Raw genomic sequence first — 12,477 nt, 5'->3', positions numbered from 1 at the left:
GACGGCACACAGCTCGTGCTGTGGGACTGCAACGGCGGCTCCAACCAGAAGTGGACCACTCTGACCACCGGATGAACCCCGAGCCCGGGATCTGATCCCTCTCCGGGCTCAGACCCCGGGAGAACATCGCGGACAGGTCAGGCCCAGGGGCTGACCACCGTGAAGGAGCTGTCGGCGCGGAACGTGTCGGTGTTCTGGTAGGGGTCCACGCGCAGGGCGTAGTTGTAGTGGCGGATGTAGCGGCCGGGGTAGTTGTACGACTCCAGGCGGACGGAGCCGGAGGCGCTGCCCGGGCGGGCGCAGTAGGTGGCGTCCTTCTTGAAGGTGTCGGTGCCATTGCTGCTGTCGAAGCGGACCCGGAAGTCCCAGTGGCGGAGATAGCGGCCGGAGGAGTCGCGGAAGGAGTAGCAGTTGGCGTCGGCGAGGCCGGGTACGACGGTGAAGGTGGCGCTCTGCTTGACGGCGGTGCTGCTGGAGGCGCTCACCGGGTCGATGTAGCCGAGGCTGTCGGAGCCTACCACGGCGTACCGGTCGGGGTAGTTGACCGACCGCAGCGACCTGGTGGCGTTGGTGGGCAGGGTGACACCGCCGGGGACTGTCTCCTTCAGCACGGTGGCGTGGCGGATGAAGCCGGACAGCCCGGGCACCTCGGTGGGCGCGGACCAGGTGGCGAAGTTGTCGTAGCTGTCGCTGTACCAGTACTTCCCGGCGCGGTAGCCGTCGTAGTAGATGCGCCAGCCGCCGTTGTCGAGCTGGACCAGGGCCGGACCCTCGACCCAGTCGCCGAAGCCGGCCCAGTCGCCCGTCTTGCGCAGGGTGTAGGGGCCGGTAAGGCTGGAGGCGGTGGCGTACTCGATGTACTTCGTCGTCTCGTTCTTGGTGAACGCGTGGTAGGTGGAGCCGACCTTGACGATGAAGGTGTCGATGTAGTTCGGGCCGATACCGGACAGCTGGGTGGGCGCGGACCAGGTGGTCAGCGCTGCGTTGGTCGCCGTGATCTTGTAGGCGGTGAAGTGGGTGGCGGTGCTCGCCGCCGTCAGGGACACGATGACGTTGACGCTGCCGTCGGTGTCGATGAACCACTCAGGTGCCCAAGTGCGGGTCAGCCCGCTGATCGGGATCGTGTAGTTGTACAGGAACGTCCAGTTCACCCGGTCGGTGCTCCGGGCGAAACCGATCGTGTTCCCCGTCCAGTTCGTGGTGTAAGTGAGGTAGTAGTAGCCGTCGGTGTGCTTGAAGATGCTGGGGTCCCGGATCAGCCCGGACGGCGGGGTGTAGGCGGGGCCTTTCTGCAGGGTGAATCCGGTGGCGTCCGGCGAGTCGTACACATACATGTTCGACTCACTGCTGTTGGTGAACGCGGTCATCGTGTACCGCGTGGCCTGCCCGGTCGGCGGGGCGGCGGCAGAGGCGGTGCCCTCAAAGACGGCGCCGCCCAGCAGGACCAGCAGCAGCGGGCCCAGCAGGGCGAGCAGCTTTCTTACGGTTCTGTTCAACTCTTCCTCCGGGCTCGGCCAGTCCGCTGGGCCGATCGCCGTGACGAGGGATGCGATTGTTCGAAATAACGACCAGTGTGCGGAACTTCGAGCAGAAGATAGATTTGGGCCGTGGTTCCGTCAATGTTTCCGACGAGTACCGTTCGGTGCATTTCGCGCTGCCCGGATATCGAAGAAGCCGCACTGTCACACACGTTGACTTCCGTACGGGACACCCTTTACGTTCGGCGCCGACCCCGTCCGGCAATTCGACCTACGTTCGGAATATCGGTCATTCGCGGTGCGAGAGCGGTCCCGCCTCCGGAAGGAACCCACCCCCCATGCCCCGAACCGCGCGCTTTCCAGGCGCGAGCCCTTCCCCAACCCCACCGCCTGGACACCGGACTTCGACGCCCTCGAGGTCCAGGCGGTGTTTCGCGTGGGAAAACCGCCCGTCCACGCGATGACTTCTGAAAAAGGACGGTTCTTGGACACCACCAGACGACAGCTCGGCCGGCTCGCCGCGGTCGGCGCCGGGGCGCTCGTGCTGCCGGGCCTGCTGCCCCCGAGCAGGGCGGCGGCGGCCGTACCTCCGGCCGGCACGTGGGGCGACCAGGGCGACGGCACCTACGTCAATCCCATCCTCCCGGGCGACTTCAGCGACTGGGACTGCATCCGGGTCGGCTCCGACTGCTACGGGCATCACCAGCACGTTCGGGTACTCGCCCGGCATGGCCGTCCTGCACTCGAAGGACCCGGTCAACTGGCGCACGCTCGGCGGCGCGGTCGACGATGTCACCCGGATCGGACCGGAGTTGAACTGGGACCGGATGAACCGCTACGGCCGTGGCGTGTGGGCCGGCGCCCTCCGCTTCCACGCGGGGCGGTACTGGCTGTACTTCAACACGCCCGACGAGGGCTTCTTCATGACGTCGGCCTCGTCGCCGGCCGGGCCGTGGGAGCCGTTGCACTCACTGTGGCGGATCTCCGGCTGGAACGACGTGTGCCCGTTCTGGGACGACGACGGTCAGGGCTACCTGGTCACCACGCACTACGCGGACAGCTACAAGGTGCACCTGTTCAAGCTGTCCGAGGACGGCAAGTCGCTGGTCGGCGCGTCCACGGTCATCCACCAGTCGCGGGGCAGCGAGGCCAGCAAGCTGTACAAGATCAGCGGTGTCTACTACCACCTGTTCAGCGAGGTGAAGTCCGAAGGCCGGGTGGTCATGATGAACCGCGGCTCCAGCCTCTACGGCCCGTTCGAGACCCGGCAGTTGCAGCACGTCTCCCCCTCGGTGGACCGCGAGCCCAACCAGGGCGGGCTGGTGCAGGCTCCGGACGGCGCCTGTTACTGGATCACCCACCACGGCACCGGACGCTGGGAGGGGCGCGTGCTCTCCCTGCTGCCGGTGACCTGGGTGGACGGCTGGCCGATCCTGGGCGAGGTGGGCGCGGACGGCATCGGCACCATGGTGTGGACCGGCCGGGTGCCCGCCGGCGGCACGCCCGGTATGCCGGTCGACGCGCTGCCCCCCGTGGTGACCAGCGACCTGTTCACCGACACCCGCCTGGGGCCGCAGTGGGAGTGGAACTACCAGCCGCGCGCGGACCACTGGTCGTTGACCGAACGCCCCGGCTACCTGCGCTTGAAGGCGTTCGCCCCGCTGGTGGCCGACAACCTGACCAAGGTGGGGAACGCCCTCACCCAGCGGGTGCTGCGCACGGCGGGCGGCGCGACGGTGACCGTCCGCCTCGAACTGGCCGGCCTCGCCGACGGCCAGCACGCCGGGCTGTGCCACTACGCCGCCACCTACGCCGGGTTGGGCGTCCGGCGCTCCGGGACCACCACCACGATCGCACACAACGCCGGCGGCACTCTGACCTACGGTCCGGCGATCACGCAGAACGCCGTGTGGCTGCGCACCACCTGGGACGTCAACGGAGTCAGCCGGTTCTCCTACAACCTCGACGGAAACGTCTTTTCCTCGTTCGGCGGCACCTACCAGCTCACCTGGGGCGGATACCGCGGTGACCGGGTCGGCCTCTACACCTACAACCCGAACGGCACCGGCTACGTCGACGTCGACTCGGTGCAGTACACCATCGCGCCACCAGGGTCTACACGTGCGTCAGCGTGCGCAGCGGCAAGGTCGCCGACGTCTACCGTGCGTCGAACGCGGACGGCGCCGCCGTCATCCAGTGGCCCGACGCCGGCGCGTGGAACCAGCAGTGGGCCTTCCAGTCCACGGGGGACGGCTACCACACCATCGCCTGTGTCCGCAGCGGCAAGGTGCTCGACGTGGCGGGGTCCTCGACGGCGGACGGCGCGGCGGTCGTGCAGATGACCGCCGACGGCCGGACGAGCCAGCAGTGGCAGCTGCGCCCGCAGACCGGGGGCGAGTTCGTCCTGGTCAACCGCAACAGCGGCAAGGTGCTCGACGTCAAGGGAGGCAGTACGGCCGAGGGTGTCGCGCTGATCCAGTACCGCGACGTCGGCAGTTCCAACCAGCGATGGACCTTCCATCGCGTCACCGGCTAGGGACCCTGAGGGGTGGAGGCGGAAGTCTCGCCGGGTGTCAACGACCAAGCAATCGCTCTCTCGTCATCGAAAGGTGCAAGATGTCTTCCTTCGTCAGCAGACGGCGCCTGCTGCAAGTAGCCGGGGTCACGGTCGCCGCATCTGCCACGGGATCCTTCATGGGCGCATCTCCCGCGCAGGCGGCCGTTCCTCCCGCAAGGGCCGACATAGGGGTCTTGGCGCACCCCTTCGAACTCGGCCAGGTCCGGCTCACCGCAAGCCGGTGGCTGGACAACCAGAACCGAACGCAGAACTATCTGCGGTTCGTCGATGTGGACCGGCTGCTGTACAACTTCCGCGCCAACCACCGGCTCTCCACCAACGGCGCCGCCGCCACCGGCGGCTGGGACGCACCGAACTTCCCCTTCCGCACCCACGTCCAAGGGCACTTCCTCACGGCCTGGGCACAGCTGTACGCCGCGACCGGGGACACCACCTGCCGGGACAAGGCCACCTACATGGTGGCGGAGTTGGCCAAATGCCAGGCCAACAACAGCGCCGCCGGTTTCAACGCCGGGTACCTCTCCGGCTACCCCGAGTCCGACTTCACCGCTCTCGAACAGCGGACCCTGAGCAACGGCAATGTGCCGTACTACACCATCCACAAGACCCTCGCCGGCCTGCTGGACGTATGGCGCCACATCGGCAGCACACAGGCCCGTGACGTTCTGCTCGCCCTGGCCGGATGGGTCGACTGGCGCACCGGCAGGCTGAGCAGCCAGCAGATGCAGGCCATGCTGCAGACCGAGTTCGGCGGCATGAACACCGTGCTGACCGACCTCTACCAGCAGACAGGCGACGCGCGGTGGCTCACCGTCGCCCAGCGGTTCGACCACGCCGCGGTGTTCGACCCCCTGGCGTCCGGCCAGGACCAGCTCAGCGGACTGCACGCCAACACCCAGGTGCCCAAGTGGATCGGGGCCGCCCGGGAGTACAAGGCCACCGGCACGACCCGCTACCGGGACATCGCCACCAACGCCTGGAACTTCACCGTCAACGCGCACACCTACGCTATCGGCGGCAACAGCCAGGCGGAGCACTTCCGCGCCCCGAACGCCATCGCCGGCTACCTGAACAAGGACACGTGCGAAAGCTGCAACACCTTCAACATGCTCAGCCTCACCCGGGAGCTGTTCGCGCTGGACCCGAACCGGGTCGCGCTGTTCGACTACTACGAGCAGGCGTGGCTCAACCAGATGATCGGCCAGCAGAACCCGGCCGACGACCACGGCCACGTCACCTACTTCACCCCCCTCAATCCGGGCGGCCGCCGCGGTGTGGGCCCGGCGTGGGGCGGCGGCACCTGGAGCACCGACTACGGCACCTTCTGGTGCTGCCAGGGCACAGGCCTGGAGATGCACACCAGGCTGATGGACTCCATCTACTTCCGCAGTGACAACACGCTGATCGTGAACCTGTTCGTGCCCTCGGTGCTCAACTGGTCGGAGCGCGGAATCACGGTCACCCAGACCACGACGTACCCCGTCAGCGACACCACGACCCTGCAGGTCACCGGCAACGTCAGCGGCACGTGGGCGATGCGCATCCGCATCCCGAGCTGGACCGCCGGGGCCACGATCAGCGTCAACGGCACGCGGCAGAACATCACCACCACCCCCGGCAGCTACGCCACCCTGACCCGCTCCTGGACCTCCGGCGACACGGTCGCCGTCCGTCTGCCCATGCGGGTCATCATGCGAGCGGCCAACGACAACCCGAACGTCACCGCGATCACCTACGGCCCGGTGGTCCTGTCCGGCAACTACGGTGACTCCGGGCTCAGTTCCCTCCCGTCGCTGAACACGTCCTCGATCACACGGACCAGCAGCAGTTCGCTCGCCTTCACCGCGACCGCCAATGGCTCCACCGTCAACCTGGGCCCGTTCCACGACGCGCACGGCCACAACTACACCGTCTACTGGAACACCAGCGGCACCGTCCGGCTCGCCAACGTGGGCAGCGGTCTCGTGCTGGGCATCCAGAACATGTCCACGGCCGACGGTGGCCGCGCTCTGCAGTGGAACGACTCGGGCACCGCCGACCACGACTGGCAAATGATCGCCGACGGAAACGCGGTCCGCTTCCGCAACGCCCACAGCGGCAAGGTGCTCGGCGTCCTGAGCATGTCGACGGCAGACGGCGCGACCGTCCTGCAGTGGTCGGACAACGGCACCGCCGACCACCGATGGACGCTGCTCGACCAGGGAGACGGAACCTACAAGATCCGCAACGAGAACAGCGGCAAGTTGCTCGCCATCGCGAACAACTCCACCGCTGTGGGTGCGTTCGCAGTCCAGGACTCGGACGACGGCACTGCCGACAACCGGTGGCGCATCGTGAGGAACTAGGCCGCCGCGGAAGCACATCCTGGTCGGTCTCCATCCTCCACCGCGCTCGACCTTTCGACCTTCGTTCGATATCGAGAACAAAAGAGGTCGAGGCGCAGCACATCGACAGTCCGGACAGCCTCTGACGGGGCCGAACCGGAAACGCTCACTCAACGAATGAGGCCCGCATTGCGCAGACTACGTTTCAGCCGCAGACATCTGTCCGTGGTGCTCGCGGCCCTGGTCGCGTCGGCGGCGACGCTCGTCGCCAATCCGGCTCAGGCGGCCACCACCGGCGCCGTGCGCGGTGTCGGTTCCAACCGGTGTCTCGATGTACCGGGTGCCGCCCAGACCGACGGCACGAACCTGCAGATCTGGGACTGCCACGGCGGGACCAACCAGCAGTGGACGCTGACGGACAGCAACCAGCTGACCGTGTACGGCAACAAGTGCCTGGATGTCCCGGGCCACGCGACCACGGCCGGTACCCGGCCGGTGATCTGGTCCTGCAACGGCGGTACGAACCAGCAGTGGCGGGTGAACGCCGACGGCACGATCGTCGCCGTGGAGTCCGGGCTGTGTCTGGACGTCAGCGGCGGCGCTACGGCCAACGGCACGGCGGTGCAGCTCTGGAACTGCAACGGCGGCAGCAACCAGAAGTGGACCGGCCTGTCCGGGACGCCCAACTCGTGTTCTCTTCCGTCGACATACCGGTGGACGTCGACCGGTCCGCTGGCGCAGCCGGCGAACGGCTGGGTGGCGCTCAAGGACTTCACCACCGTGACGTACAACGGCCAGCACCTGGTCTACGCGACCACCTCTGACGGATCGTCGTGGGGCGCGATGACGTTCCGGCCCTTCACGAACTGGTCGGACATGGCCTCGGCCGGCCAGACCGGGATCAGCGGGGCCGCGGTGGCGCCCAAACTCTTCTACTTCGCACCCAAGAAGATATGGGTGCTGGTCTCGAATGGGTGGGGCACCGCCTGGCCCTTCACCTACCGCACGTCCAGCGACCCCACCAACCCCAACGGCTGGTCCGCGCCACAGGAGCTGTTCACCGGCAGCCTCCCCGCAGGCGGCCCGATCGACCCGACCGTGATCGCCGACGACCAGAACATGTACCTGTTCTTCGCCAATGACAAGGGCAGCATCTTCAGGTCGGTCATGCCGCTCGGCAACTTCCCGAGCAGCTTCGGCTCGTCGTACACGACGGTCATGAGCGACACGGAGGACAAGCTGTTCGAGGCGCCGGAGGTCTACAAGGTCCAGGGCCAGAACCAGTACCTCATGATCGTTGAGGCGAAGGGCGCGGGCGGCCGCTACTTCCGCTCGTTCACCGCCTCCAGCCTGAACGGTCCGTGGACCCTCCAGGCCGGCAGCGAGAGCAACCCCTTCGCGGGCAAGGCCAACAGCGGTGCCACCTGGACCAGCGACATCAGCCACGGCGACCTGGTCCGCACCAACCCCGACCAGACCATGACCATCGACCCCTGCAACCTGCAGTTCCTCTACCAGGGCAGGGACCCCAACTCGAACGGCACCGACTACCTGAAGCTGCCGTACCGGCCGGGCCTGCTCACCCTGCAGCGCTGACCTGCGCGCACGTGATCACAAGCTCGTGACCTTGCCCCTTGAGGGAGGCAAAGCAGCTGCTTTGCCTCCCAGGAAGGACCTCGCATGGTTCCCATACACAGACGACTGCTGCGTCTCCTCACAGCCACCGCACTGACGCTCACCGCCACCGTCACCGCCTCCGTCGGCACGACCGCCGAGGCCGCACCGGGCAGCCCCGCGCTCACCCCTCCGCTGGGGTGGAACAGCTGGAACAGCTTCGGGTGCGGGATCACCGAGGCGCAGGTCCGCGAGGCCGCCGACGCGATGGTGTCCTCGGGTATGCGGGACGCCGGATACCGGTATGTGGTGGTCGACGACTGCTGGTTCGACCCGCAGCGTGACGCGGCCGGCAACCTGCGGGCCAACCCGACCAAGTTCCCCAGCGGCATGAAGGCGCTCGGTGACTACATCCACAGCAAGGGCCTGAAGTTCGGCATCTACCAGGCCCCCAACGAGAAAACGTGCGCCCAGGGCGTGGGCACCTACCCCGGCTCCACGGGCAGCAAGGGCCACGAGGCCCAGGACGCCGCCACGTTCGCCTCATGGGGTGTGGACTACCTCAAGTACGACTGGTGCTCCGGCAGCGGCACCCTCAGCGAGCAGATCGCACAGTTCACCGTCATGCGCGACGCCCTGCGCGCCACCGGCCGCCCGATCGTCTACAGCATCAACCCCAACAGCTTCCACGCCCCCACCGGCGACAAGTACAACTGGGGCGAAGTCGCCGACCTGTGGCGGACGACCGAGGACCTGCTCGACATCTGGCAGAACAACAACACCAACAGCTACCCGATGGGCGTCGGCAACGTCCTCGACGTCACCGCCCCGCTCGCCGCGCAGTCGGGTCCCGGACACTGGAACGACCCCGACATGCTGGTCGTCGGCCGCCCCGGCCTGTCCCTGACCGAGTCCCGCTCCCACTTCGCCCTGTGGGCACTCATGAGTGCCCCGCTCATGGCCGGCAACGACATCCGCACCATGTCCGCCGACGTGAGCGCCATCCTGCGCAACCCGCGCCTGCTCGCGGTCAACCAGGACTCGCTGGGCGCGGGCGGACGCCGAGTCCGCGACGACGGCGACACCGAGGTGTTCGCCAAGCCCCTGTCCGACGGCTCCGTCGCGGTCGGCCTGTTCAACCGAGGCAGCAACACCGCGACCGTCACCACCACGGCCGCACAAGTCGGCCTGTCCGGCGGCGCGTTCACCCTCACCGACCTGTGGACCGGCGGCACGTCGACCACCTCCGGGCAGATCTCGGCCAGCGTCCCCGCGCACGGTGTCGCCGTGTTCAAGGTGACCGGCGGCAGCCCCTTGGCCTCCACCACCGCACGCCTGCGCGGTACCGGGTCCGGCCGCTGCCTGGACGTGGACCTTGCCGCCACGGCGGCCGGGACCAAGACGCTGATCTGGGACTGCCACACGGCCGCCAACCAGCTGTGGACCACCTGGGCCGGCGGCGAGATCCGCGTCTACGGCGACAAGTGCCTGGACGCCTCCGGCCAGGGCACCACCAACGGCACGCCGGTCATCATCTGGCCCTGCAACGGCCAGAACAACCAGAAGTGGACCGTCGGTTCCGACGGGTCGATCCGCAACGTCCATGCCGGGCTGTGCCTCGACGTCAACGGGGCCGGGACCGCCAACGGGACCCCGGTCATCCTGTGGACCTGCAACGGCCAGAACAACCAGAAGTGGACCACGCTCCCGTAACAGGCAGACGTCCGGTCGGAAGAGGGCAGTCCCACGACAGCGGACCAAGCTGCGGGGACCGCCCCTCCTGCACCGGGACCGGGACTTCGAGCGCCAACGGCAGACCGTGGAGGAAGCGGGCATCTCCACGGTCTGTACTGCGACCTCCAGCAGCTTGCCGCTGCCCACACCCTTGATCTTGTAATAGCCGTCGCCGATGTCGGTGAAGGTTGGTAGACGGTGCCGTCGCCGGGCAGCGTGGTGGAGACCAGGGCCGGCTTGGCCGTCCGGCCGCCGATCCTGACGCCGCCCATGTCGGCGTACCCGCCGGTGGCCGCGTTGGCCCGGATCCGTACGAACCCCACGCTACGGGCGGGCCATTCGGCCGCCTTGGTGGCGCGGTCGCCACCGGGTGGGCGGCCGGCCGACGTGAACTTCGTCGAGCGGGGCTTCGGCAGCCGGGGCGCGCTGGGCGTCAGCCAGGCCTGCTCCGGTGGAACGCCATGCTGACCGACTGCGACACCTTTTCAGGTCCCACGGGCTACTGCTGCCGGAGGTATTGACGCATCCCGCTCCTCGCACTTAGCGTCTGCCCGACCTTACGAACGCCGTTCGATTTATCGGACAACTCACCTCGGCGGACAGGGAGTCGGATACGGAGGCTCCACCTCCCCGGCAGTGGAGACCGAGACCCCGCTCGCATCGACAACCGCTCGGTCGGCCCCCGCACCCCGACCGCCCCACTCGGGTGACAAGCGTGCCGTCATCACGGCGAAGCACACCGCACACGAAAGACATGCGTCACCCGGAATCAGTCGGCCCCTTCCGCGCGCCCGGTGGTGGCCTTTGCAGAACGACAGGAGACATACATGTCCGCGCTTCGCGCCCGGCTGTCGGCGATACTGCTCGCCGCGTGTCTGCTCTTCACAGGCCAAGCCTTGATCACACCGGACCGGGCGGCCGCCGCCGACCCGGGCTACCTGATGACGCACTTCATCGGGGAGGGGTCGAACGGTCAGCAGATCTACTTCTCGTACAGCACGGACGGCCTGAACTGGACTGACCTCAACGGCGGCGGAATTGCCCTTCGCTCCACGGTCGGCACGAAGGGGGTGCGCGACCCCGCACTGGTGAGATCCCCGAACGGTGACAAGTACTGGATCATCGCGACCGACCTGTGCATCAGCTGCGGGCAGAACTGGGAGGCCGCCGTGTACAACGGCAGCCGCAACCTTGTGGTGTGGGAGTCGACGGACCTGATCAACTGGTCGCAGCCGTGGCTGCTCAACGTCGCCGGCGCGATCCCCGACGGACGCAACGCGTGGGCGCCGGAAGCGATCTGGGACCCGGCCTCCAACGACTACGTCCTGTACTGGGCGACGAACAAGCCGGTCGACGGCGTAAAGAAGCACCGCATCTACTACGCCCACACCAGCGACTTCCGTTCCATCACCACCCCGCAGATCTACATCGAGCGCCCCGGCATGCAGGAAATCATCGACACCCAGATCGTCGAGATGCCGGCCGGCGTCGGCAACTACCGCTATGTGCGGGCCTCCGGCGACGGGCAGATCACCCTCGAAGGCAGCAACTCGATCCTCGGAACCTGGACCAATCTCGGCAACCTCTCCGGCATCGGCCTGACCGGTGCCCAGGTCGAGGGCCCAATGTGGATGAAGTTCCGCGACCGCAACGAGTGGGCGCTCTACCTCGACCAGTACTCCTCCGGACGCGGGTACATGCCGGTCACGACGACCAACCCCTCCGCCCCCGGCACCTACCGGATTCCGGCGTCGGGAACCTACTCCATGGGCGTCACGAAGAAGCGCCACGGCTCGATCCTGAACCTCACGGCCGCCGAGGAGTCCCGCGTGCTCGCACGCTGGAGCGACATCCCGGCCAACCGGCTCCAGTCGTACAACTTCCAGGACCGGTACGTGCGGCACGCCAACTTCGACGTGCGCATCGACCAGAACATCACCGGCCCGGACGCCCAGTTCCGGCTGCGGCCCGGCCTGGCGGGCTCCGGCACCGTCTCCTTCGAATCGGTGAACTACCGCGGGTACTTCCTGCGACACTCCGGATACGACTTCCAGCTGGTCCGCAACGACGGCACCGCCCAGTTCGCCGCGGACGCCACCTTCCGGCAGGTCGCCGGACTCGCCGACGCGAGCTGGTCGTCCTTCCAGTCGTACAACCACCCCAACCGTTACATCCGCCACTACGCCTACCAACTCCGCCTCGACCCGATCACCACCGCGACAGGACGCAGCGACGCCACCTTCCGCGTGACGAAGGGACTGTAAGACGTTCGGCCCTGTCTCACATTCGGTGGTAACGGAGAGTCGTGAGGGCCGTTCACCCTCGCGTGAAGGATGTCAACGAGCTTGTTCAGACGGTGTTTTCGGGTCTTTCCCCGCTGGTCATAGAGGATGTGGCCGACGAGGGCGAGCGGATCGTGGTGCGGGCACGGACTCCGCAGGGCACCGTGGTCTGTCCGGTGTGCGGGGCATCGTCGGGGCGGGTGCACGGATTTCACCTGCGGGCGGTGGCCGACGTGCCGGTCGATGGGCGGCGGGTGGTGGTCCGTGTGCGGGTGCGGCGCTTGGTGTGTCCCACGCGCGGCTGCCGGCAGACCCTCCGCGAGCAGATGCCCGGGGTGCTGGAGCGTTACCAGCGACGCACCGCTTGAACCGCCCCGGTTCGAATGGAGACTCGATTCCATGTAAGGATCAGAGTCATGGCACGTCCCTCCTCCTACCCACCTGAGCTGCGCAAGCGTGCGGTGCGC

The 12,477-nt window shown here is 67.5% G+C and carries 6 protein-coding genes and 3 pseudogenes; 7 read left to right on the top strand and 2 right to left on the bottom strand.

Annotated features, from left to right (window positions below; genetic code table 11):
- Window positions 1-137: 137 nt before the first annotated feature.
- A complete protein-coding gene (locus ACFVJQ_RS44445) occupies window positions 138-1,496 on the bottom strand; it encodes a glycoside hydrolase family 43 protein (protein ID WP_385791604.1) in 1,359 nt (452 codons plus the stop codon).
- Window positions 1,497-2,206: 710 nt separating this feature from the next.
- Here ACFVJQ_RS44445 and ACFVJQ_RS44440 point away from each other — a divergent pair.
- The 5 genes and pseudogenes from ACFVJQ_RS44440 to ACFVJQ_RS44420 form a co-directional block, all read left to right on the top strand.
- A pseudogene (locus tag ACFVJQ_RS44440) lies at window positions 2,207-3,514 on the top strand (family 43 glycosylhydrolase); the annotation flags it as partial.
- Window positions 3,515-3,609: 95 nt separating this feature from the next.
- Window positions 3,610-4,014, top strand: a complete 405-nt coding sequence (locus ACFVJQ_RS44435; protein WP_385518131.1) for an RICIN domain-containing protein — start codon at window positions 3,610-3,612, stop codon at window positions 4,012-4,014.
- Window positions 4,015-4,094: 80 nt separating this feature from the next.
- A complete protein-coding gene (locus tag ACFVJQ_RS44430; protein WP_385791602.1) occupies window positions 4,095-6,401 on the top strand; it encodes a beta-L-arabinofuranosidase domain-containing protein in 2,307 nt (768 codons plus the stop codon).
- A 156-nt stretch (window positions 6,402-6,557) separates the two neighbouring features.
- Window positions 6,558-7,976: a non-reducing end alpha-L-arabinofuranosidase family hydrolase gene (locus tag ACFVJQ_RS44425; RefSeq protein ID WP_385791600.1), complete on the top strand. Its 1,419-nt coding sequence runs from the start codon at window positions 6,558-6,560 to the stop codon at window positions 7,974-7,976.
- A gap of 84 nt (window positions 7,977-8,060) precedes the next feature.
- On the top strand, window positions 8,061-9,707 hold the full coding sequence (locus ACFVJQ_RS44420; protein WP_385791599.1) for a glycoside hydrolase family 27 protein: 1,647 nt from the start codon (window positions 8,061-8,063) through the stop codon (window positions 9,705-9,707).
- A gap of 138 nt (window positions 9,708-9,845) precedes the next feature.
- On the opposite strand, the pseudogene ACFVJQ_RS44415 reads toward ACFVJQ_RS44420, so the two are convergent.
- Window positions 9,846-10,093, bottom strand: a pseudogene (locus tag ACFVJQ_RS44415) (alpha-L-fucosidase); the annotation flags it as partial.
- A 462-nt stretch (window positions 10,094-10,555) separates the two neighbouring features.
- On the opposite strand from ACFVJQ_RS44415, the gene ACFVJQ_RS44410 reads away from it, so the two are divergent.
- Both ACFVJQ_RS44410 and ACFVJQ_RS44405 read left to right on the top strand, forming a co-directional pair.
- Window positions 10,556-11,992 carry a glycoside hydrolase family 43 protein gene (locus tag ACFVJQ_RS44410; protein ID WP_385791598.1) on the top strand — a complete coding sequence of 479 codons (1,437 nt, stop codon included), beginning with the start codon at window positions 10,556-10,558 and terminating at the stop codon, window positions 11,990-11,992.
- A 92-nt stretch (window positions 11,993-12,084) separates the two neighbouring features.
- A pseudogene (locus ACFVJQ_RS44405) lies at window positions 12,085-12,375 on the top strand (transposase family protein); the annotation flags it as partial.
- Between the last annotated feature and the right edge of the window lie 102 nt (window positions 12,376-12,477).

Source organism: Streptomyces sp. NPDC127197 (assembly GCF_042672405.1).
GTDB lineage: Bacteria > Actinomycetota > Actinomycetes > Streptomycetales > Streptomycetaceae > Streptomyces > Streptomyces flavusporus.
The sequence above is the reverse complement of the archived record's forward strand: the minus strand, read 5'-3'. Positions and strand labels throughout refer to the sequence as shown.